At 58.0% G+C, this 19,451-nt stretch carries 28 protein-coding genes; 25 read left to right on the top strand and 3 right to left on the bottom strand.

Annotated elements, in window-relative coordinates; translation table 11 throughout:
* Positions 1–78 precede the first annotated feature (78 nt).
* The 5 genes from ACM6IO_RS03315 to ACM6IO_RS03295 all read left to right on the top strand — a co-directional run bounded on the left by ACM6IO_RS03315 (position 79) and on the right by ACM6IO_RS03295 (position 2,644).
* A complete protein-coding gene (locus ACM6IO_RS03315) occupies positions 79–423 on the top strand; it encodes a hypothetical protein (protein WP_414910913.1) in 345 nt (114 codons plus the stop codon).
* Positions 413–883, top strand: a complete 471-nt coding sequence (locus tag ACM6IO_RS03310) for a hypothetical protein (protein ID WP_414910912.1) — start codon at positions 413–415, stop codon at positions 881–883. Before ACM6IO_RS03315 ends, ACM6IO_RS03310 begins: the two co-directional genes overlap by 11 nt.
* Positions 880–1,455, top strand: a complete 576-nt coding sequence (locus ACM6IO_RS03305; RefSeq protein WP_414910911.1) for a recombination protein NinG — start codon at positions 880–882, stop codon at positions 1,453–1,455. Before ACM6IO_RS03310 ends, ACM6IO_RS03305 begins: the two co-directional genes overlap by 4 nt.
* Positions 1,452–1,997, top strand: a complete 546-nt coding sequence (locus ACM6IO_RS03300; RefSeq protein ID WP_414910910.1) for a hypothetical protein — start codon at positions 1,452–1,454, stop codon at positions 1,995–1,997. Before ACM6IO_RS03305 ends, ACM6IO_RS03300 begins: the two co-directional genes overlap by 4 nt.
* 194 nt (positions 1,998–2,191) lie before the next feature.
* A complete protein-coding gene (locus ACM6IO_RS03295) occupies positions 2,192–2,644 on the top strand; it encodes a hypothetical protein (protein WP_414910909.1) in 453 nt (150 codons plus the stop codon).
* 59 nt (positions 2,645–2,703) lie between these two features.
* Here the strand turns inward: ACM6IO_RS03295 and ACM6IO_RS03290 are convergent, their stop codons facing one another.
* Positions 2,704–3,042: a hypothetical protein gene (locus ACM6IO_RS03290; protein WP_414910908.1), complete on the bottom strand. Its 339-nt coding sequence runs from the start codon at positions 3,040–3,042 to the stop codon at positions 2,704–2,706.
* A 277-nt stretch (positions 3,043–3,319) separates the two neighbouring features.
* Between ACM6IO_RS03290 and ACM6IO_RS03285 the strand changes: the two genes are divergently transcribed.
* A complete protein-coding gene (locus tag ACM6IO_RS03285) occupies positions 3,320–3,652 on the top strand; it encodes a phage holin, lambda family (protein ID WP_214382207.1) in 333 nt (110 codons plus the stop codon).
* Positions 3,653–3,705: 53 nt separating this feature from the next.
* Complete coding sequence (locus tag ACM6IO_RS03280) at positions 3,706–3,894, top strand: hypothetical protein (RefSeq protein WP_414910907.1); 189 nt, start codon at positions 3,706–3,708, stop codon at positions 3,892–3,894.
* A gap of 11 nt (positions 3,895–3,905) precedes the next feature.
* Here ACM6IO_RS03280 and ACM6IO_RS03275 read toward each other — a convergent pair whose 3' ends face one another.
* Positions 3,906–4,094: a hypothetical protein gene (locus tag ACM6IO_RS03275; RefSeq protein WP_223538775.1), complete on the bottom strand. Its 189-nt coding sequence runs from the start codon at positions 4,092–4,094 to the stop codon at positions 3,906–3,908.
* A gap of 137 nt (positions 4,095–4,231) precedes the next feature.
* Here ACM6IO_RS03275 and ACM6IO_RS03270 point away from each other — a divergent pair, with 137 nt between their 5' ends.
* A complete protein-coding gene (locus ACM6IO_RS03270) occupies positions 4,232–4,486 on the top strand; it encodes a hypothetical protein (RefSeq protein WP_414910906.1) in 255 nt (84 codons plus the stop codon).
* Positions 4,487–4,517: 31 nt separating this feature from the next.
* On the opposite strand, the gene ACM6IO_RS03265 is transcribed toward ACM6IO_RS03270, so the two are convergent.
* Positions 4,518–4,724, bottom strand: coding sequence for a hypothetical protein (locus ACM6IO_RS03265; RefSeq protein WP_223538777.1), 207 nt, complete (start codon positions 4,722–4,724; stop codon positions 4,518–4,520).
* A 75-nt stretch (positions 4,725–4,799) separates the two neighbouring features.
* On the opposite strand from ACM6IO_RS03265, the gene ACM6IO_RS03260 reads away from it, so the two are divergent.
* The 17 genes from ACM6IO_RS03260 to ACM6IO_RS03180 all read left to right on the top strand — a co-directional run bounded on the left by ACM6IO_RS03260 (position 4,800) and on the right by ACM6IO_RS03180 (position 19,451).
* On the top strand, positions 4,800–5,399 hold the full coding sequence (locus tag ACM6IO_RS03260) for a hypothetical protein (RefSeq protein ID WP_223538778.1): 600 nt from the start codon (positions 4,800–4,802) through the stop codon (positions 5,397–5,399).
* Position 5,400: 1 nt separating this feature from the next.
* Positions 5,401–6,888: a terminase gene (locus tag ACM6IO_RS03255; protein WP_223538779.1), complete on the top strand. Its 1,488-nt coding sequence runs from the start codon at positions 5,401–5,403 to the stop codon at positions 6,886–6,888.
* The gene (locus ACM6IO_RS03250) at positions 6,888–8,348 is read left to right on the top strand and encodes a DUF4055 domain-containing protein (protein ID WP_223538780.1); all 1,461 of its coding nucleotides are present in this window, start codon (positions 6,888–6,890) and stop codon (positions 8,346–8,348) included. The genes ACM6IO_RS03255 and ACM6IO_RS03250 overlap by 1 nt, the downstream gene beginning before the upstream one ends.
* Positions 8,323–9,408: a minor capsid protein gene (locus tag ACM6IO_RS03245; protein WP_414910905.1), complete on the top strand. Its 1,086-nt coding sequence runs from the start codon at positions 8,323–8,325 to the stop codon at positions 9,406–9,408. Before ACM6IO_RS03250 ends, ACM6IO_RS03245 begins: the two co-directional genes overlap by 26 nt.
* Positions 9,409–9,834: 426 nt before the next feature.
* Complete coding sequence (locus tag ACM6IO_RS03240; protein ID WP_414910904.1) at positions 9,835–10,545, top strand: hypothetical protein; 711 nt, start codon at positions 9,835–9,837, stop codon at positions 10,543–10,545.
* 11 nt (positions 10,546–10,556) lie between these two features.
* Positions 10,557–11,525, top strand: a complete 969-nt coding sequence (locus ACM6IO_RS03235; protein ID WP_414910903.1) for a major capsid protein — start codon at positions 10,557–10,559, stop codon at positions 11,523–11,525.
* 53 nt (positions 11,526–11,578) lie between these two features.
* The gene (locus tag ACM6IO_RS03230) at positions 11,579–11,887 is read left to right on the top strand and encodes a hypothetical protein (protein WP_414910902.1); all 309 of its coding nucleotides are present in this window, start codon (positions 11,579–11,581) and stop codon (positions 11,885–11,887) included.
* 9 nt (positions 11,888–11,896) lie between these two features.
* A complete protein-coding gene (locus ACM6IO_RS03225; RefSeq protein ID WP_414910901.1) occupies positions 11,897–12,397 on the top strand; it encodes a DnaT-like ssDNA-binding protein in 501 nt (166 codons plus the stop codon).
* Between the two features lie 157 nt (positions 12,398–12,554).
* Complete coding sequence (locus ACM6IO_RS03220) at positions 12,555–12,923, top strand: hypothetical protein (RefSeq protein WP_414910900.1); 369 nt, start codon at positions 12,555–12,557, stop codon at positions 12,921–12,923.
* Positions 12,920–13,516, top strand: a complete 597-nt coding sequence (locus ACM6IO_RS03215) for a hypothetical protein (protein ID WP_414910899.1) — start codon at positions 12,920–12,922, stop codon at positions 13,514–13,516. Before ACM6IO_RS03220 ends, ACM6IO_RS03215 begins: the two co-directional genes overlap by 4 nt.
* The gene (locus ACM6IO_RS03210) at positions 13,513–13,932 is read left to right on the top strand and encodes a phage tail terminator-like protein (RefSeq protein ID WP_414910898.1); all 420 of its coding nucleotides are present in this window, start codon (positions 13,513–13,515) and stop codon (positions 13,930–13,932) included. The genes ACM6IO_RS03215 and ACM6IO_RS03210 overlap by 4 nt, the downstream gene beginning before the upstream one ends.
* A 70-nt stretch (positions 13,933–14,002) precedes the next feature.
* A complete protein-coding gene (locus tag ACM6IO_RS03205; protein ID WP_414910897.1) occupies positions 14,003–14,650 on the top strand; it encodes a phage tail protein in 648 nt (215 codons plus the stop codon).
* A 9-nt stretch (positions 14,651–14,659) separates the two neighbouring features.
* A complete protein-coding gene (locus ACM6IO_RS03200; protein ID WP_414910896.1) occupies positions 14,660–15,043 on the top strand; it encodes a phage tail assembly chaperone in 384 nt (127 codons plus the stop codon).
* Positions 15,044–15,096: 53 nt separating this feature from the next.
* Positions 15,097–15,363, top strand: a complete 267-nt coding sequence (locus tag ACM6IO_RS03195; RefSeq protein WP_223553454.1) for a DUF1799 domain-containing protein — start codon at positions 15,097–15,099, stop codon at positions 15,361–15,363.
* Positions 15,364–15,390: 27 nt separating this feature from the next.
* On the top strand, positions 15,391–18,423 hold the full coding sequence (locus ACM6IO_RS03190) for a phage tail tape measure protein (RefSeq protein WP_414910895.1): 3,033 nt from the start codon (positions 15,391–15,393) through the stop codon (positions 18,421–18,423).
* Between the two features lie 9 nt (positions 18,424–18,432).
* The gene (locus ACM6IO_RS03185) at positions 18,433–18,762 is read left to right on the top strand and encodes a phage tail protein (RefSeq protein ID WP_414910894.1); all 330 of its coding nucleotides are present in this window, start codon (positions 18,433–18,435) and stop codon (positions 18,760–18,762) included.
* Positions 18,759–19,451, top strand: coding sequence for a phage minor tail protein L (locus ACM6IO_RS03180; protein ID WP_414910893.1), 693 nt, complete (start codon positions 18,759–18,761; stop codon positions 19,449–19,451). Before ACM6IO_RS03185 ends, ACM6IO_RS03180 begins: the two co-directional genes overlap by 4 nt.

Raw genomic sequence — 19,451 nt, 5'->3', positions numbered from 1 at the left:
AGCAATGACACTGGTCTGCACCTTCGCCGGATTCGGCATTGGCGTGTTCTGCGTCTTCATCACAATGGCGCTGACGTCATGAGCGATTACAGCGAACTGAAAAAGCTGCTCTGGTCTGAAGTCGCCGCCTGGAGCCTGAATTGTGAGTCATGGCAGAGAAACTCGGAAGTACTCGGCGAGTTCCTGGGCAAGAAGACCGTTGAGGAAGTGCTGCTGGAATTGATCACCGAGAACGAGGCGCTGCGCAAAGCCGCGAAGCCCATTCCCGCCGACTGGGCGCTGGTGCCGAAGGAACCGACGGCGGAGATGGTTCGTTTTGCCGAAGTATGCGTGCCGAAAATTCCATCTGCCCAATGGAGGGCGATGGTGTGCGCTGCGCCTGAGTTTGCCGCTCTGAGCGATGAGGTCGGCTATGACCGATAAAATCTCCGTCAACTGTCAGGCCAAGCTAACCGAAGCGATCACCAGTTTGACCACCATGTACCGCGACAAGAAGTTCGTGGTGGTATCGCTGCGCCCGGGCAAGGACCGCACCCTCGACCAGAACGCTTTGTGGTTCGCAATGTACAAGCGCATCTCTGAGATGACGCAGATCGGAGACGCGGCCGACGCCCGTCGTTACTGCAAGCTGCATTTCGGCGTGCAGATCCTGCTGAACGAGGACTCAGGGTTCCAAGCAGCGTGGTATCGGGTCATGCGTCATCTGCCCTACGAGGAGAAGCTGGCCATGATGGGTGAATGCAAGCTGTTCGGCCCTGATGGCTTCCCGGTGACCAGCCTGTTCAATCGAGCCCAGGGCGTGGCCTACACCGACCGAATCGCCACTTTCTTCACCGGCCAGGGCGTGGTGTTCACAGATTTGCTCAGCAAGGAGGCTGCATGATCGCCAAACAACCTAAGCCGAAGAAGTGCAAGAACCCTGCATGCGGCGTCAGCTTTCCTCCGCAGCGCCTGGGTCAGGCCGTGTGCAGCCCTAAGTGCGGACTGGTCATCAAGGACGTGAATCAGGAGAAGGCGCGCAAGTCGCTGGCCCAGATCGAGCGCAAAGAGATCAAGGTCCGTAAGGAGAAACTGAAGAGCAGAGCGGACCACCTCAAAGACACACAGCAGGCTTTCAACGCTTGGGTGCGCGAGCGGGATGCCAATTTGCCGTGCATCAGCTGTGGTCGCCATCACCAAGGCAAGTACGACGCAGGCCACTACCGAACAGTCGGGAGTAATCCGGCTTTACGCTTCGAGCCACTGAACTGTCACCGCCAGTGTTCGCCGTGCAACACCCGGCTGTCCGGGAACATCGTGAACTACCGCATCGAGCTGGTGAGGCGGATCGGTGCTGAGGCGGTGGAGTGGCTGGAAGGTCCGCATGAGCCCAAGAAGTACACCATCGAAGAGCTGAGGGCGATGACCGCCGAATACCGTGCAAAGACAAGAGAGCTGAAGGGGAGAGCAGCATGACCTATCGCAACGTGGTATCCGCAGTTGTTCGGGCGCTCGCCGCCGAGACCATCAACTCCGCCGGCGGCTGCGACTTTGAACCCAAGGTTCAATGCGCCAAGCAGAAGGGCGAAATCGTCGGCAAGGAGGCAGCGTTTCTCACCGACTGCTGGGTGTTCGGGCGCTTGCATAAGTCGCTTTCGTCGGCGCACTGGCGCGCGCTGGTGGCGAAGTATTCCACTCACGAGGAGCGCAAACACGGTGCGATCCTTGAGCTGCTGAACTCGGTCAAGTCGCCAGCGCCAAAGCGGTTTCGCGAATGCGCGATTCTGACTTGGGCCATTCCCCAGGTGGCAGGCACTGACGGCAAGCGATCAGCAGCGGTTCTGCCTGCGGCCTGGTACGACATCACGAACTGGGACAACGATGGCAAGCCAGAATCCACCCGTTACCGGTGGCGTTCGGCGATCCGCAAGAGCCTTGACGATCAGGTCAATGACGCGCTGGCTGCGGCAGAAGAAATCATGGATGCGGAGGGCTTAATCGAAAGTTGCGCGGCGTAGCAAATAGCCATTGCATTGAGTGAGAGAATGAGAGAATATTTATCCATCCTGTCGATCTTGCGCGTTTGGGATTGACACATAGAAGCCCGGCCACTGAGCCGGGTTTTTCGTTTGCGGAATTAAATTTTCCCCGAATATCCGTGTAATATCGCTTTGGCATCATTTGGCCAGCCGAGCGTAATAGGGATATGGGTATGAACAGAGCTGCATTTGCGATTTTGCTTTCTTTGGTTTGTGCTTCAGCAACAGCCGCAACCAATGAATGGCAAACTGGCTGGGGCCAAGGGAAGACTGAGTTTTTTGCTGGCGATGAGGCAAAGAGTTACCTCAACTTCGCCTGTGACGAAAATGACGAGATGAGCCCGGTAAGCGGCTCGGCAACTATTTCGGGCAAGGAGTTCTACTCGCACAACGATAAAGGCGGTTTCGACGTTATCGTTGACGGTGTCGAGTACAGCAATCCGTTTTACGTTGAGTGCAACGCCTGTTCCGGAAACTTTCCTGCGTTTTGGGCTGCAATGCGGAAGGCAAAAACAATTGAGTTGAAGGCTGAGGGCTTGACCAGTTCGATTCCAACCAAAGGACTCAGCAAATTGACCAAGCCTTATGCGTCGAAAGAGAACCCTTGCGGGACTGGTACTTGGTAAGTCATTTGTATGTGAGAACCCGGCCATTGAGCCGGGTTTTTGATTTCATGACCTGGAGATCAACTTTCTAGTTCTAGCTGCTTATGCATTTTCTTGCAGGCTGAGGAGTTGTAGATCTTCAGCATAAGCTCTTCAGTCTTAGTAGCGTTGAGCTTATCAAGGTCGAGATCTTCCCGAATCTTAAGCCCCATCCGCACAGCATCTTCAGGCTTTGGCACATAGCCGGAGTCTTCAGAGAATTTGTGAGCTGAGATGTTGATTTCATACATCGCTTGCGATTGATTAAGTTTTTCTGCGGATAAATTGCATTTAACTATCTCTGCGAAGTCGTCTTCCTTGCTGGAGCAACCGGAGATGGCAAATGCCAAAATCCCTAGTACAAAAACACTCTGCTTCATTCCATACCCTTAAATGCAAATGGTCTTCTCTGGTGTTCCCATTATGATCTCAGAATGGTGGCTCGTTAGGAAAGGCCTAGGCATGCATGGCCCTGCAATAGGGCATCGACGCTGCGAGGATCTTTGGCTGGCACCGTGGGAAGACACGCAAATCTATTCAGGGCCTTGACATTGATCGGGGCCTTTTCGTTTTCGGCTCCACCACACCCATTGCTCCGAGCTGGGAGTGCTGCTGGAGCCGGATCAACTTCGCTCCCCGAAAGGGAGGGACATCCGGATGCCAAACATGCCAGACAAACCAGACACCTGGGCGATAGCGCTTGCGTGGTTGAGCCAGCATTCGCCGATCCTCTTCGCCGCTGGACTGTCCTGCGCCATGGCTGTACTTCGAATCACATACGGTGGTGGCACTCGGCGTCAGATGCTGGTGGAGGGGGCGATCTGTGGCGGCCTGACCCTGACCATCATCAGCGGGTTGGATTTCTTCGGCCTACCCCAGAGCATGGCCACCTTTGCCGGTGGCTGGGTTGGCTTCCTGGGTGTGGAGAAGATTCGCAACATCGCTGACCGGGTGACTGACTTCAAGTTGCCGAGCCGCAAGCCTGAGTAATCCGCGACACGTTTCGCGAATTAGCAAATAGTGTCGCGACACTGGAGAAGGGTATGACCAACGTCTCTCGGCTGCGCCACGCTCTACCCATGAGTCCGGACATCAACAAGGCCGTCACCGATTTGGATAGCGCCATCACCAAAGCGATTGACGCTGCCAAGGCCTCCGGTCTGCCTCAAGGGTTGGTCGTGTCTCTCTTGCACGGGCATGTACACGGACAGACCAGCATCATGGTGAGCTGAACACACATGCGTTACGAATCCTCGTACTCGCGATAAAGCTTCACCAATGCTTGGTCGTATTCCTCTTTGCTCAGCTTGACCTTGAGCGTAACCATCGTCTCCTGCGCATTTGCTACAGCAGTCGCATCGCTTTTATTCTTTCGTGCTGCCCATTCCCTGGCAGCCTGCACTACCAACCCCTCAGTGATGCGCTCGATCATCGAATTTCCTCTATGAGTTGATCAGTCGCCTAACCATAGACCATCGATCCTCGATGAGTTGGTGGACTGATGAAGCGTACCGCTCCCAAAAGTGCGTCGGCTTATTAAGCGAGGCCGATCCCTCCAAGGAGAAATGAATGGCCGCGAAGTTGCTGGAGTTCAAGCGCGAAGACTGGCGAGACGCCGCCAAGACCCTGCGCAAGATTGCTGGCGATCTCGATGCGGGCGATCATCCGGCTTGTTCTGTTGGTGTCCTGACCCTGATCGGTCCAAAAGGCGAGGTCACCGTGTTCGGGTTGGGGCCTAAGTGCGACGACCTGCAGTGCTTGGGCGCGATGCGCCTCGGTGAGCAGAAGCTGATCGATGTGCTGCTCGACGACGGAGAGGGGTAGGTGTGCCGCAGTTGAGTGCGGCACAGGTGAATCACTTCGCTGTGACTACAAGTGCGTCTTGGATCTGGTCTGCGTATCTGGACAGATTTGAAAACTCGGCACCGAGGTCAATCGGAGTGCTGCTGGAGGCTCTTGCTGCGATAACTTCGAGTGCAGCCGCAACAGCGTGCAACCGATAAACATCTTCACCCGTGGTCTTCTTTCCTGATGCCAATACAAGCTTGCCTACTTCTGACATGTTGCTCTCCCTGCGGTTGATTGAACCCCACCAATACCGGCAACCAGCCACCATTTCAAGTATCAGAGTGATTCCATGACAACCAAGCAACCCGACTGGGAGGCGATCGAACGAGCCTACCGGGCCGGGTCGCTTTCCATCAGAACTATCGCTGAGCGCCAAGGCGTGAGCGATACGGCAATTCGGAAGAAAGCCAAGGTCCAAGGATGGGCGAGAGACCTTTCCGAACAGGTGCGCAAAGAGGTTCGCAGCAAGCTGGTTCGCGGAGAGGTTCGCAACGACCAAGGCGCGAACTGCGAACTTGACGCCGAGATCATCGAAGAGGCCGCAGAAGAAGGCGCTCGGGTGGTTCGCAGTCATCGCCGCGATATTCGCAAGGCCACGAACCTTGCCAACTTGTTGATGGATGACCTGCTCAACACCATCCAGCGCCGCGAAGAGATCGAAGACGCGATCATCGACGAGACGGATGAGGACAACAACGGCATGCGCCGCGCCTCAATGCTCGCGGCTGTGGCGCTGCCGAGTAATTCCAAAACATTGTTCCAGCTGTCCTCCGCAATGAAGAACCTGCAAGTTCTGGAGCGTCAGGCATTCAGCCTGGACGAGAAAGAGAAGACGGACGACGCCGACGAGATCTCGAAGATGATGGATGAATTAACACAGGACGCCTGACATGAAACCCGAGCACATGAAGCTGCTTCGGGATCGATTCTGGCGACTGAATAATCTCTACTTCATCACCGACAAACAGGGGAAGAAGGTTCGCTTCCGCATGACGCAGGAGCAGATCGATTACTTCCAGGGGATGCATACCCGAAACATCATCCTAAAGGCTCGTCAGCTGGGCTTCACGACGCTGGTGTGCATCGTACAGTTGGATGCGGCGCTGTTCGAGGCTGCGAAGTGCGCTTTGATCGCTCACACACTGAACGACGCGAAGCGCCTTTTCCGGGAGAAGGTCAAGTACGCCTACGACAACCTGCCGAAAGAGCTCCGAGCTGCGAACCCAGCTCGAAATGATGCTGCCGGCGAGTTGGTGTTCAGTAAGGGCGGTTCGCTATACGTTTCCACCTCGTTCCGGGGTGGCACGCTGCGCTACCTGCACGTTTCTGAGTTCGGGAAGATCTGTGCCAAGTTTCCGCACAAGGCGAGAGAGATCGTCACCGGCGCCTTTGAGGCCGTAGCTGCTGAGTGCTTCGTCACCATCGAGTCAACGGCAGAGGGGCGGGCCGGGTATTTCTTCGATTACAGCCAATCAGCGGAGAGGCAGCAGCTTTCCGGTGTGCCGCTGGGCCTGCTCGACTGGAAGTTCTTTTTCTTCAGCTGGTGGAACAACAAGGCCTACAGCCTTGACGCGACCGATGTGGTAATCCCGCAGCGCCTGACCGATTACTTCAACGAACTGCACGCGAAGCACGGCATCGTCACGAATGACGGTCAGCGCGCCTGGTACGCGGCCAAGGAGAAGACGCTCGGCGACGACATGAAGCGGGAATACCCGTCCATTCCTGTCGAAGCCTTCCAGCAGTCAGTCGAGGGCGCCTATTACGCGCAGCAACTGACCAAGCTTTACGCGCAGCAGCGGATTGGCGCGATACCGAACAACAGACATCTGCCGGTGATGACCTTCTGGGACATCGGCGTCGGCGACTCCACGGCCATCTGGTTCGTGCGCCAGGTCGGCGAAGAGTTCCACGTCATCGACTACTACGAGAACAGCGGCGAAGGCCTGCGGCATTACATGAAGGTGCTCAAGGACAAGGGTTACACCTATTCCGAGCATTGGGGGCCGCATGACATCGACAACCGGGAGTTCGGCAGCGATGCCAAGACTCGCCGCGAGCTGGCCCGTGAGGGTTACGAGATCGACGGGCAAAAGTACTGCATGACCTTCCAGGTGGTTCCAAAGCTTGGCATCAACGACGGCATTGAACAGGCTCGCGAGATCCTGCCCAAGTGCGTTTTTGACGAATCCAAGTGCGAGAAGGGCATTGCCTGTCTCGAGAACTATCGCAAGGAGTGGGACGACAAGCGCGGCTGTTGGAAGGACAAACCGCTTCACGACTGGACGTCTCACGGCTCCGACGGATTCCGGTACTTCGCTGTCGCCAAGAGCGCAAGGAAGCCGGTCAAATCAATCAAAATGGGATTCGCTCGCTAATGGCAGACGTAACGTACACCCGCCCGGAATACGACGCGGCACAGTCCCGTTGGCGGCTGGTGCGCGACGTGTGCAAGGGCTCCGAAACCGTGAAGGCTCGAGGCGATGTGTATCTGCCGAAGCCAAACGAGCACGACACAAGTCCCGAGAACATCGCCCGATACAAGAGCTACAAGCAGCGAGCCGTGTTCTACAACGCGACCGGGCGAACCAAAAACAGCCTGGTGGGTGCGGTGTTTCGCACCTGGCCAACGCTAACTGTCCCTGGCGCACTCGACTATGTGTCGAAGGACATCGACGGGCAGGGCGTGAGCGTCTATCAGCAGTCGCAATCGGTCATCGGGCATCTGCTCGAAGTCGGCCGTCACGGGTTGCTGGTGGATTACGTTGCTGTCAAAGCGGGCTCCGTGAGCAAAGCAGACGAACAGGCTGGCCGAGCACGGGCGAGCGTTGCCAGCTACCCGGCCGAGTCAATCAGGAACTGGAAGACCCGCAAGGTCGGTGGTCAACACCTACTGAGCCTTGTCGTCCTACGCGAGGAAGTCGACGTTGACACTGACGACGGCTTCGGTGGCGAAAAGGTTGTGCGATATCGGGTGCTTCGTCTCGACGAGGCTGGCATCTACACGCAGGAAGTCTGGGAGGAAGGCAGCAGCGAAACATCCATGATTGTTGCTCCTTTCACACCGCTGAACGGCCTCGGCCTTCCGTGGAAGATTATCCCGTTCCAGTTTCTCGGCAGTGAGAACAACGACACCAGCATCGACGACTCGCCGCTGTACGACATGGCCGTGCTCAACATTGGCCATTACTGCAACAGCGCTGACTATGAAGATTCGGTGTGGTTTTCTGGTCAGCCTCAGTTCTGGATTTCCGGGCTTGATGAGGCATGGCGCGATCACCTGGAAGCGAACGGCATCTATGTCGGCTCCCGTGCGCCATTGACGCTCCCGGCCAATGGGTCGTGCGGCTTTGCTCAGCCTGAGCCGAACACGCTCGTCAAAGAGGCCATGGACGCCAAGAAGGAAGACATGGTGTCGCTCGGTGCCCGACTGATCGAGCGGGGCAGTGCGGTGAAGACCGCGACCCAGGCCGACAACGATAGTGCTGCCGAACACAGCGTTCTGTCGCTGGTGGTCAGCAACGTCAGCGAGGCTTACAGCCAGTGCCTGGTCTGGATGGCTGAGTTCGTGAACGCTCCCGGCAAAACCCTCTACAAGCTCAATCAGGACTTCAGCCAGATCAGCCTGGACGCAACGATCCTCACTGCACTGTTCAACGCGGTTCAGGGCGGCAAGCTGCCGGCGGGCGACTTCTGGCAGTACCTGCGCGATCGCGGCGTGATCAATCCCGAGAAGACCGACGACCAAATTCGCGACGAACTGGAAACAGAGAATCCGGTGATCGATCTGGATGACGACGAGGTAATCCCGAATGGCGGCAAACCAAGCGATCCTTGATGCCACGATTCGGCACGCCGTCTTCCTTGAGCAACTGAAGTCGGGGGAGGTCGCGAAGTTCGGGCCATTCCTCAAGGAGATTGATCGCTCGATCCGTGAGCGGCTGACGCGTGCGGATCTGACGGATTACACCGTCGCGCGGCTGGAACGGCTGCTGAGCGAGGTGGATAGCCTGCTGCTGGGCATCTTCGACCGGTACAGCGAGAAGCTGAACCTCGACCTGATCGACATCGCCAACTACGAGGCTGAGTTTGAAGCGACCAGTCTGACCCGGGCGGCACCGGTGGGCGTCTCGTTTGATGCGGCAGTGCCTGGCGCTGCTGCAATCCGGGCGGCCATCCTCACGAACCCGCTCAGTGTGCGCGGCGCGGACGGCGGCAAGCTGCTCAAGTCGTTCATTTATGGCTTCACCTCCACCGAGCGACAACGCCTCACTGGCGCGATCCGGCAGGGCTTCTTCGAAGGCCAAACCAACTTCCAGATCATCAAGAGCATCCGCGGGACCAAAGCGCTCCAGTACAACGACGGTATCCTGGCCACGACCAACCGGAACGCCGGCGCTGTGGTGCGGACGGCGGTGCAACACGTTGCCACTCAAGCGCGCATGGAGACGCTGAAAGAGAACTCCGATGTCGTGCAGGCCGTGGAGTGGGTCAGCACGCTGGACACGAAGACCACCAGCCAGTGCCGGACGCTCGACAAGCAGCGCTTCAAGCTGACTGAGGGGCCTCGGCCGCCGATCCACATCAACTGCCGATCGACCATTGTTGCCGTGACCCGCTTCAACGCTCTGTTCGCCAAGGAGGCCACGCGCGCATCCATCGGCGACGGAGGCGCCCAGCAGGTGAGGGCAGACCTCAGCTATTACGACTGGCTCCAGCAGCAACCGGCGGCATTTCAGGACAAGGCCATTGGCCCGGTCCGCGCCAAGCTGTTCCGCGAAGGCGGACTGAGCATCGAGCGATTCTCAGAGCTGCAGCTTGATCGCAATTTCAAACCACTGACCCTTGTGCAGATGAAAGCCCTTGAGCCTCTGGCGTTCGAGCGGGCGAGATTGTGAAAAGCATGCAAACCCCTGCCGTAAAGGTGTTTTTTATGGTGTTAGCCTTTTGTAAACACAAAACGAGAGGCGGCAACCATGTATTCACAGTCAGAGCAGAACTTCGGCCACACCATTGATTTGGTACTGAACACACTGCGCCTTGCGCGGGATCCTCGCTGGCTAATCGGGAGCGTCCCCGTAGTCGGTGATGCTGCGCAGGATCCTGAAAAATTGATCCAGAGGGTAAGGGAAGCAGCTGAGGCTCACGGTTTCGGCTGCGTGGGGCTAGATCTCCTGGGTGACGATCGGATCGCGTTCAATGGATCAAAAGACTGACAGGGTCAGCCCTGCACGAAAATTTACTTCAAGCACAGCCTCGGTATTTACCGGGGCTTTTTTATGTCTGCGGGCAGGGCCTGCAAATCGTCTCTGGGAGACACACAAATGGGTTTGAAATATCAGCTGGACACTCTGGATGGTCTCGATGACTCCGCGAAAGCGCTTTATGTCGAGAAGGACGGCAAGTTCACTCTCGGCATTGAAGGTTTGCCGCAGCCAGAGGACGTCTCTGGCCTGAAGTCGAAGGTTCAGGAACTGCTGGACGAGAAGAAGGCCGCCGACAAGGCCCGCAAGGACGCCGAAGATCAGGCGCGCCTGGAGCGCGAAGAGAATGCCCGCAAGACCGGCAATGTCGAAGAGCTCGAAAAGTCCTGGTCCGAAAAGTACAGCCGTCTTGAATCAGAAAAGAACGCCCTCCTGGAACAAGAGCGCGGAACGATGGGCGGGCAGATCCGGGATCTGACTGTCGGCCGTACCGCTACTGATATTGCGTCTGCCCTGGCAATCCCGGGTAGCGCCAAAGCCCTGTTGCCGCACATCGAACGCCGTTTGAGCGTCGAGCAGCGCGACGGGAAGCCTGTTGTGGTCGTGCTCGACCAGCAGGGCAAGCTCTCAGCGGCAACGCTGGATGAGCTGAAAGCAGAATTCGCAAATGACGTGGCGTTCGCGCCGCTGATTGCGGGAAGCAAGGCATCTGGCGGCGGGGCCGGCGGTGCTGGAGGTGGCGGCGGGGCCGCGAAAGGAAACATTGGCGGTACCAAAGCAGAACGGACGGCGGCAATCGCGTCCCGGTTCTCTGATCTCCCTCTTAATTAAGGATTTGACCCATGTCCCTGTCTCAAATGCAGGTTTTCAACGATTACATCATGCCGGCGACTCTCGAGACGCTGGATCAAATGCTGGAAGCGTTCAACGCAGCCAGCAACGGCGCGATTGTGCTGTCTCCGAACGGCTTCACCGGTGACTTCCTGCAAGAGTCGTTCTTCCAGAACCTCGGTGCAGCTCAGCGTCGCGTGAACCGCTACGGCGCCAACGCCGCGGTGACTCCGGTCGACTTGACCGAACTGCAAGACACCACCGTGAAAGTGGCGGGTGGCTTCGGTCCGATTCGCTACGAGCCGTCGCAAATGACCTGGCTGCAGCGTCCGACTGCGCAAGGCGTTGAAGTTGCGAGCCGCGCGTTCGCTGAAGTGCTGCTGAAGGATCAGTTGAACACTGCCATCGCTGCACTGGTAGCAGCCATCACTGCGCAAGCAGCAGCGGTAAACGACGTGTCGGCCACTCTTGGTATCTCCCAAGCCGGCCTGAACAGCGCGCATGCGAAGTTCGGCGATGCCAGCCAGAACCTGGTTGCTCAAGTCATGCAGGGCACCACCTGGCACAAACTGGTCGGCCAGGGTCTCGCTAACCCGAACAACCTGTTCCAGGCCGGCAACGTTCGCGTCGTCGATATCCTCGGCAAGACCTCGATCGTCACCGATGCGCCGGCTCTCGCTCAAACCGGCACGCCGAACAAGGAGATCATCCTTGGTCTGGCGGCTGGTGCCGCGCTTGTGCACGACAACCGAGACATCATCTCGAACGTGCAGACCAACAACGGTAACGAGCGCATCACCACGACCATCCAGGTGGACTACACCTTTGGCCTCGGCATCAAGGGCTACACCTGGGATGTCGCGAACGGCGGCAAGTCTCCATCCAGCGCCGCGCTTGCGACCGGCACCAACTGGGACAAAACCGCAGCCAGCATTAAGGACACCGCCGGTGTGGCCCTGATCGGCGACGCTTCCAAGTAACCAATCGATGACTGCGCCGGGGCATAATGTCCTGGCGCAGCGGAGTGACAGTGATGACCGACAACAACATCTGGTATCTGCCGGGTCCGTTCCACCGCTACGAAGATGACGTGAAGGCGATCGCCAAGAAGGAAGGCCTGATCATCATCGACGCAAACGTGACGGAAGATCGCGGTGGCGAAGTGGAGAAGCCGCCGAAGGCTAAGCTGAAGCCTGAGTACCGTCCGGCTTCGAAGTCTCCATCGGCAGATCCGCGCGACAAGCTCAGCCTCGACCAAGTGAAGGCCTCGCTGACTGAAAAAAGCGTAACCTTTGACGACAAGGCCGATCTGCCAACCCTGCTGAAACTGCTCAAAGAATAGGACTGACACATGCTCATCATCGAGGACGGCACCGGCAAGCAAGACGCCGAAAGCTACGCAAGTGCCGCAGATCTGGTCATGTACGCCGTGAAGTTCGGTGTGACCATCCCTGCGGACGAGCCAGCGCAAGAAGCGTTGCTGCGCCGGTCCGCCTTGGCGATGGATGGCATGACCTGGAAGGGGCGCAAGACGGACAGCGATCAGGCTCTAGCCTGGCCGCGCCGTGGCGTCGAGTTGGATCAGCAGATCAAGCCCGACAACTACCTGCCGGCCCGCATCCAGTATGGCCAGATGGCTCTGGCTGCCGAGATTCATGCTGACGACATTGACCCACCAGAGAAGCGCAAAGGCGCGGTGACGCTGGAGCGTGTCGAAGGTGCGGTAACCCGCGAGTACGCGACGATCCCGAACACTAGCGGCCGCCTATTGCCGGCGGCACCGGATCGGCCCAGTGCGACGCAGTTTGCTGACTACCTTCAGAAACGCGGGCTGTTCGCAGTTCGGGCATAATGTTTATGCAGATGGATGCGCAGGCTGATGCGCAGCTACCGTAGCTATAAGCGGGGCGAGCGCGCTACGTCGACCCCAAGCCGGAGATCAGTGCCGGCCCTCTGCACCTATTTCGAAAGCCCAGCCTTGTGCTGGGTTTTTCACATCTGGAGCCAGCATGGCCTTCTACGACGAAATGGCCTTGATGGCTCTGGAGATGATCACAGAGTTCGGCCAGCCCGTGATTATCCGAGCGACAACCGTCGGCGAGTACGACCCCGAAGCCGGGACCGCGCCACCCGATACCGTAATCGATCAAACCGCCCAGGGCATGCTGATCGACTTCACCGGTCAAGAATTCCAGAACAACAGCCTCATCAAGCAGGGCGACAAGAAGCTGAAAATCGCTGCGCAGGGATTGGCGTGGGTGCCAGGGCTACTGAACAAGGTCATCGTTCAAGGTCGCACCTGGTCAATCGTCCCTCCGCTGAAAGAGATCAATCCCGCGGGTACGCCGATCCTGTACGAGCTCCAGGTGCGGTCATGAGCCGCGTCGGCTCTGGCCAGTCCGGCAGCTTCGCGTTGAGCCTCGCCGAATTCGCTGCTCAAGCTACCGAAGCCATCGACGCGAGCCTGCGCGAGATCATCATCGAGGTGGGCAGCAGCGTCATCCGCATGTCTCCAGTGGGCAATCCCGAGATCTGGGCGCAGAACGCGGTGGCCAGCCAGTACAACAAGGCTGTGGACGATCACAACAGCGGCCTGCGTAACGATCCGACCAACCTGACAACGGCGGGGCGACTCAAGCCCGGGCGCAAGCTGAACGACGGCATGGACGTCCGCGCCCCTGACGGTTACGTAGGCGGGCGGTTTCGGGCGAACTGGCACCTTTCAATTGATGTCGTCGAGAACGTCACGTTTGACGAGGTTGACCCAGGCGGGCAGGAGACTATCGCTGCACTGGTCTCCGCGGTCAGCGACTTCACCGCGGGACAGACTGCCTACCTCATTAACAATCTGCCGTATGCAATACCGTTGGAATACGGGCATTCGAAGCAAGCCCCCGCCGGCATGGTTCGCATCACTGTGGCCCGCTTCCAGCAGATCGTTGATGACGCCATCAGGAATAATCAGGTATGAGTCACAAGATCATCAGGTCCTTGCTTGAGGGGCGGCTGAAAACATGGGCCGATACACGCAGTCCTGCGCTGCGCATCTCTTACCAAAACGTTGACTTTGCGCCGACCGCGAACGAGACCTACCTTCGGGCGTTCCTGCTGCCGGCGGGCACAAACAGCAATGACCTTGCTGGAGCCCATCGGTTATACACGGGGCTGTTTCAGATCACGATCGTGACACCCTCTGGCGGTGGCACTGGAGCAGCCGAGGGGCTGGTCGACGAGCTGACTGCGCTGTTCCCACTTTACGACCGGCTGACCAAGCCCGGCTTCAGCGCCCAGGTTATGACGCCTGTCGAGCCCGGGCCTGAGCAGCAAGAAGACACCGCATTCGCTTTGCCGGTTTCGTTCCAGTACCGCGCCGATACCACTACCTAATCCGCCCATTGGGCAAACCCAGAACCCGCCATTGAGCGGGTTCTGTCATTTCTGCAAAGAGGAAAACCCCATGGGCTACAAACTCCCGAATGGCGCGACGTTCGAGCATGCCGCTACCTACGCTGCCGCGTTGCCATTCTCTGCCATCTCCAATGCCTCCGAAGCCATCTGCACCGTTGTCGGCGCCACGCTGGTGACTGGTGACATTGTGCAGATCGCTTCTGGCTGGACGCCACTCAATGGCAAGGTGGTTCGCGTTAAGACCGCCACCGCGACCGCGATTACCTTGGAAGCAATTGACACCACCAGCACCCAGATCTTCCCAGCTGGTTCTGGCGCGGGCACGCTGACGAAGGTACTGACCTGGGCGCAAATCCCGCAGATCACCGATGTGGCCTTCTCCGGCGGCGAGCAGAACTACGCTGACATCGTCTTCCTTGAAGACCAGCAAGGCCGCCAACTGCCTACCGATAAATCCGCCGCCAGCATGGTGCTGACTGTCGCCGATGACCCGACTCTTCCGTATGTGTCCGTAGTTACAGCCGCCGATGCCGCGAAGTCTATGCAGGCCGCTCGCCTGAACCTGCCGGGTACCGACAAGCTGTACTACGGCGCCTACACCTCGTTCTCGCTTCAGCCTGCCGTATCCCGCAACAATCTTCTGACTCGCACCGTCTCCCTGGCCTTGCAGGCCGCACCTACTCGCTACCTGTCGTAAGGAATCCACATGGCAAAGTTTTCCATCGCGCCGAAACCGACATTCACTGTCGACGTAGCCATCCCCCAGGTAGGCGGCAATCCAGCCATGGTGCCGTTTACGTTCAAGTACCGCGACCGTACAGCGCTGGCTGAGCTGTTTGATTCCTGGAAAGAAAAAGCGGAAGCCATCGGCGAGCGATTCAAAGGCAAACAGCCAACCCTTGCTGATGTAACCGCGGCAGAAGTCGAGCAAGGAGCCGATCAAATCAAGGACCTGGTGGTGGCTTGGGGTTTCGATGATGAGCTCAACGACGAGTCAATCACTGCCCTGGTGAAGAGCTGTATCGGTGTTTCAGATTCGGTTGTGAAGACCTACAGCGAAGCCTTTGGGAAGGCTCGCCTGGGAAACTGACCGACGCCGCACGCGCACTGTACGAGCCGGCGACTACGGAGGGCGTTCTTTCAGTGTTTGGCCTTTCTCCGTCGGACGTCGACGACACATTCGAAGTCTGGCCGGACAACTGGAAGTCGTTCCTCGTCATGGACTCGATGTGGACCCAGTGGCGCACGGGTGCATGCGGCGCAACCGGTCTCGATTACGGCGTACTGCCAGAAGTGATGAAACTCGTCGGCATCCCTGCCAAGGACCGCTCGCGCGTGTTCCAGGACATCCGTGTCATGGAGTCGGAAGCTATCGCGGTAATGGCCGACGCACGCGACAACAGCCCGTAATCACGGGCACTTATTCAAGGTGAGTCGATGAACATTGCAGAACTCGGCATCAAGGTCGACTCCGCCGATGCTGCTCAGGCTGCGACCGATCTCGACAAGCTGACCAAGTCCGGCGAGCGGGCAGAGCAGTCTGCCGTCGGCCTGATGAAAGAGATGGAGGCGCTGGAGAAGTCGCTGTCGAAAGGCGCGACCTCCACGCAGGAACTTGCCAAGCAGCGCGAAAGCCTGGCGAAACTCACCCAGACCGGAGCTTACGGCGAGGCGGAATTCTCCAAAATTACCGCCCAGCTCGACAAGCAACAGATCGCGCTGGCCAAGTCGACACTGGATGAGCAGAAGGCACTGAACAGCCTGCTCGGTGCTATTGATCCGGCCAAGGCTGCAATCTCCAAGCTGGACACTCAAGTCGAACAGCTGGGCAAGCACCTCGATGCTGGACGCATCAGTCAGGACCAGTACAACTCGGCGCTGGGCAAGATCGACAAGGATTACGCCAAGCTCGAAAAAACCGCCACCGGTTTCGATAAGCTGAAACTCGGCACTCGTCAGGCGCAGGAAAACGTCGTCCAGCTCGGTAATGCGCTGTCGTCTGGTGACTGGGGTAGCGGCGTTCGCGCAGTGGCACAACTGGGTGCAGGTGCCGGCGCATCTGCCGCTGGCTTGCTTTCCATCTTAGGGCCAATCGCCTTGGCCACTGCCGCCGTGGGCGGGCTGGCTTACGCGTATTATCAGGGCGCGAAGGAAACGAGCGAGTACAACAAGGGGCTGACACTCACTGGGAACTTTGCCGGCACCAGCGCCGGACAGCTTTCCGAAATGGCGCGTCAGGTCAGCGCAACGGTAGGCACAACGGGGGCCGCCGCTGAAGTGCTGGCTACCCTGGCCGGTAGCGGAAAACTTGCGAGCGGCAGTTTCGTCGAGATCGCCGAGGCAGCTCTGTCGATGGAAAAAGCCACCGGTAAATCGGTGGATGCAACCGTTGCCGAGTTTGTGAAGATTGCTGAGGATCCGGTGGCGGCTGCTAAGTCGCTTAACGACCAGTACCACTTCCTTACTGCGTCGGTATATTCGCAAATTGTTGCCCTGAAAGAACAGGGCGACACCATTGGCGCCACCAAGCTACTGACAGACACCTATGCCGATACGATTCAGTCCAGATCTGGGCAAATCATCAGCAATCTCAGTCTCTGGGAAAGGGCTTGGAAGGGGGTTGCATCTGAAACCCAGAAGACCCTGGATGCTTTCAAGGATATCGGTCGGGCGGAGGAATCGGCGAAGCGAATTGTTGAGCTTACCCAGAGTGTCGCTTTCGCACGCAGCGCTTTGGCCGCCGACCCTGATGACACCGACGCCAAGAAGAAGCTGCAGAACTCTCAGCAAGAGCTCGAATTCCTTACCAAACAACGGGATACCCAAGCAGCAATTGCTTCTGCCGCTGGACTGTATCAGCAGACCCAGGACAAGGCGCAAGACGCACAGCGCCGAGTCAAAGCGCTCACTGACTCAAACCTCACAAACGAAGAAAAGCGTAACAAGCTCATCAAGGAGTATTTGCGTGACGTAGAGGCGATCCGAAAGGCAACTCCCAATGATCCCTCTGTTCAGGCTGATGTTGTTACCAAAAACATCCAAAACATAAAGGACAAGAACAAGGACCCAGCTGCCGCTGCGGGAAGCGTCGATCTGACCGGCTTCAACAACGCGAAAAACGTACTAGCCGAAACTCTGGCCTATTACAAAAACGCGGACAAAGAGCTCGAAGCATCACAGCGCGCCGGCGTTATCTCCCAGGCCAGCTACACCGAGCAGCGCGTCAGTCTGTTGAAGCAGCAGGCCACTGAAGTTGCCCAGGGTTACCAGTCTGAAATCGATGCGCTCGAAGCGGCCAAGACCAAGAAAGGAACAACAGCGGCGCAGGTTATCCAGATTGATCAAAAGATCTCGGATGCCCGTTCCGCCATGGTCAAGGCGCAGCAGGACTCTGAAACCGAGCTGGAAGTGTTGAGACTGAAAGAGAAGGAGCGCCTGAATAAACAGGAGCTCGCGGTCAACAGTTACACCAGTGCCTTGCAGCTACAAGTCGAGACGCTTCGGCAACAGGGGTTGCGTGCAGCGTCCAGCCTTGGCCAAGGCGATCGACAGCGCGGACTGACGGATCAGCAAAACGGCATCGACGATCGCTTCAATCAGCAAAGCCTCGAACTGGCCAACCAGTACGGCGATGGCTCGCGCGGCATGAGCCTCGACGAGTACACCCAGAAGCTGGCAGCACTGAAAGCCACACAAAAGGATTTGCACGACACAGTTCAATCCAACTACGACGACATGACGGCGGCCCAGGGTGATTGGAGCGCCGGTGCTTCTTCGGCATGGCAAAACTATCTGGAGTCGGCGAGAGACGTTGCTGGGCAGACAGAAACCCTATTCACCAACGCCTTCAGCTCGATGGAAGACGCGATCGTCAACTTCGCGATGACCGGGAAGTTGTCGTTTGCGGATTTCGCGAAGTCGATTCTCGCTGATATGGCGCGGATTGCGACCAGGCAAGCGAGCTCGGCAATTTTGAGCAGTCTGTTTGGTGCTGCGCTGAGCTACTTCGGCGGAGGTGGAAGTGGAGGGGCAACCGGCGCTGCTACTGCAGGCGGGACCTCTCAGGGTGCAAGTAACTTCGGTAGCCAGTTCGATGCAAGCAATGGTTCTGTAATGTTTCCGCAAGCCAAGGGTGGCGCATGGTCCAGCGGCGTGCAGATGTTTGCCGACGGCGCTGCCTTCACCAACAGTATCGTCAGCAAGCCAACGGCGTTTGGTATGGCCAACGGTAAAACCGGTGTGATGGGCGAGGCAGGGGATGAGGCAATCGTGCCGCTGGCACGAGACTCACAAGGACGCCTTGGCATCAGAGGTGGCGGCAACTCCACCACCATGAGCTTTACCTTCCATATCGATGCAAGTGAAGGCGGCGGCACCATGCCCGACCCTGCGCGTCTTGCCGCGGCTATGGCGGCGGTTGCCAAACAAGAAATCGCTCTTGCCCGCCGTAACGGCGGGCAACTCACTTAAGGAGGCGTCATGCCGACATTCACATGGCGAGCAACATATGACGCCTCCAAAACCATCACCCCAACCGTCAAGGTCATCAAGTTCGGTGACAACTACGAGCAGCGGCAAGGAACCGGTATCAACCGACAGCCGCGCAAGTATTCGCTGATGTTCAAACGAGCCAAGGCCGAGATTGATCTGATCGACGCATTTCTCGCGGCCCGAGGCGCCATCGAAGCCTTCAACTACACGCACCCCGGTCAATTGATCGGGGTTTTTGTTTGCCGTGAGTGGGTGCGAACCAACATCGCCCTCGGCGTTGATGGCCTGTCCGCGATCTTTGAGGAGGTTTACGAATGACCACCCTTCAAGGTCAGCTTTCACTGGCAACGGGCATGTCGATCTGGGAAGGCTTCGAGCTGATCCTTCCTGACCAGACGCTGCGCTTCCATTCGGGCGTCAACGAAACACGGGGTTCGGTGGTGTGGCAGGGCAATACTTACACCCCGTGGCCGCTTCAGGCGGTGGAGTTTGGAACGCCAAGCCAAGGGTCTCCGGCCCGCCCAAAGCTTCAGCTCGGCAACTTCGGCGGCGCGGTGTCGGCGCTGTGCAGGCAATACGATGACCTGCTAGGGATCAAGCTGAAGCGCCGCCGCACGCTGGTCAAGTATTTGGATGCGGTGAACTTCACCGGCGGAAACCCAGGGGCTAATCCGGCTCAAGAGTATCCAACCGAAACGTGGTTCATCACACGCAAAGTCAACGAAACACCTGCCGCCATCGAGTTCGAGCTTGGCTCGCCGCTCGACCTGCAGGGCGTGAAGTTGCCTCGGCGCCAGGTGGTGGCCGGCACTTGCCTGTGGGCCTACCGCTCTGGCGAGTGCGGCTATGCCGGCGGGCCAGTGGCGGACTATGCCAACAACCCCACCAGCGACCCAGCCAAGGACCAATGCAGCCGGACCATGGCCGGTTGCAAGAAGCGCTTTGGCGAATATGGCGAGTTGCCGTTCGGTGGCTTCCCGGGCATTGCCCGCGTACCGAGACTTTGA

This window comes from Pseudomonas sp. IT-P44 (assembly GCF_949768225.1).
Classification (GTDB): domain Bacteria; phylum Pseudomonadota; class Gammaproteobacteria; order Pseudomonadales; family Pseudomonadaceae; genus Aquipseudomonas; species Aquipseudomonas migulae.
Note: the sequence above shows the minus strand (reverse complement) of the source record. Positions and strands in the feature narration are given on the sequence as shown.

Excerpts from the sequence above, each read along its gene's own strand:
- ACM6IO_RS03210 (WP_414910898.1), top strand. The coding sequence starts at position 13,513 with ATGAGTCACAAGATCATCAGGTCCTTGCTTGAGGGGCGGCTGAAAACA.
- ACM6IO_RS03300 (WP_414910910.1), top strand. The coding sequence starts at position 1,452 with ATGACCTATCGCAACGTGGTATCCGCAGTTGTTCGGGCGCTCGCCGCC.
- ACM6IO_RS03260 (WP_223538778.1), top strand. The coding sequence starts at position 4,800 with ATGACAACCAAGCAACCCGACTGGGAGGCGATCGAACGAGCCTACCGG.
- ACM6IO_RS03190 (WP_414910895.1), top strand. The coding sequence starts at position 15,391 with ATGAACATTGCAGAACTCGGCATCAAGGTCGACTCCGCCGATGCTGCT.
- ACM6IO_RS03250 (WP_223538780.1), top strand. The coding sequence starts at position 6,888 with ATGGCAGACGTAACGTACACCCGCCCGGAATACGACGCGGCACAGTCC.
- ACM6IO_RS03200 (WP_414910896.1), top strand. The coding sequence starts at position 14,660 with ATGGCAAAGTTTTCCATCGCGCCGAAACCGACATTCACTGTCGACGTA.
- ACM6IO_RS03315 (WP_414910913.1), top strand. The coding sequence starts at position 79 with ATGAGCGATTACAGCGAACTGAAAAAGCTGCTCTGGTCTGAAGTCGCC.
- ACM6IO_RS03235 (WP_414910903.1), top strand. The coding sequence starts at position 10,557 with ATGTCCCTGTCTCAAATGCAGGTTTTCAACGATTACATCATGCCGGCG.
- ACM6IO_RS03275 (WP_223538775.1), bottom strand. The coding sequence starts at position 4,094 with ATGATCGAGCGCATCACTGAGGGGTTGGTAGTGCAGGCTGCCAGGGAA.
- ACM6IO_RS03225 (WP_414910901.1), top strand. The coding sequence starts at position 11,897 with ATGCTCATCATCGAGGACGGCACCGGCAAGCAAGACGCCGAAAGCTAC.
- ACM6IO_RS03180 (WP_414910893.1), top strand. The coding sequence starts at position 18,759 with ATGACCACCCTTCAAGGTCAGCTTTCACTGGCAACGGGCATGTCGATC.
- ACM6IO_RS03220 (WP_414910900.1), top strand. The coding sequence starts at position 12,555 with ATGGCCTTCTACGACGAAATGGCCTTGATGGCTCTGGAGATGATCACA.
- ACM6IO_RS03205 (WP_414910897.1), top strand. The coding sequence starts at position 14,003 with ATGGGCTACAAACTCCCGAATGGCGCGACGTTCGAGCATGCCGCTACC.
- ACM6IO_RS03290 (WP_414910908.1), bottom strand. The coding sequence starts at position 3,042 with ATGAAGCAGAGTGTTTTTGTACTAGGGATTTTGGCATTTGCCATCTCC.
- ACM6IO_RS03270 (WP_414910906.1), top strand. The coding sequence starts at position 4,232 with ATGGCCGCGAAGTTGCTGGAGTTCAAGCGCGAAGACTGGCGAGACGCC.
- ACM6IO_RS03255 (WP_223538779.1), top strand. The coding sequence starts at position 5,401 with ATGAAACCCGAGCACATGAAGCTGCTTCGGGATCGATTCTGGCGACTG.
- ACM6IO_RS03295 (WP_414910909.1), top strand. The coding sequence starts at position 2,192 with ATGAACAGAGCTGCATTTGCGATTTTGCTTTCTTTGGTTTGTGCTTCA.
- ACM6IO_RS03215 (WP_414910899.1), top strand. The coding sequence starts at position 12,920 with ATGAGCCGCGTCGGCTCTGGCCAGTCCGGCAGCTTCGCGTTGAGCCTC.
- ACM6IO_RS03240 (WP_414910904.1), top strand. The coding sequence starts at position 9,835 with ATGGGTTTGAAATATCAGCTGGACACTCTGGATGGTCTCGATGACTCC.
- ACM6IO_RS03280 (WP_414910907.1), top strand. The coding sequence starts at position 3,706 with ATGACCAACGTCTCTCGGCTGCGCCACGCTCTACCCATGAGTCCGGAC.
- ACM6IO_RS03285 (WP_214382207.1), top strand. The coding sequence starts at position 3,320 with ATGCCAAACATGCCAGACAAACCAGACACCTGGGCGATAGCGCTTGCG.
- ACM6IO_RS03185 (WP_414910894.1), top strand. The coding sequence starts at position 18,433 with ATGCCGACATTCACATGGCGAGCAACATATGACGCCTCCAAAACCATC.
- ACM6IO_RS03245 (WP_414910905.1), top strand. The coding sequence starts at position 8,323 with ATGGCGGCAAACCAAGCGATCCTTGATGCCACGATTCGGCACGCCGTC.
- ACM6IO_RS03305 (WP_414910911.1), top strand. The coding sequence starts at position 880 with ATGATCGCCAAACAACCTAAGCCGAAGAAGTGCAAGAACCCTGCATGC.
- ACM6IO_RS03230 (WP_414910902.1), top strand. The coding sequence starts at position 11,579 with ATGACCGACAACAACATCTGGTATCTGCCGGGTCCGTTCCACCGCTAC.
- ACM6IO_RS03265 (WP_223538777.1), bottom strand. The coding sequence starts at position 4,724 with ATGTCAGAAGTAGGCAAGCTTGTATTGGCATCAGGAAAGAAGACCACG.
- ACM6IO_RS03310 (WP_414910912.1), top strand. The coding sequence starts at position 413 with ATGACCGATAAAATCTCCGTCAACTGTCAGGCCAAGCTAACCGAAGCG.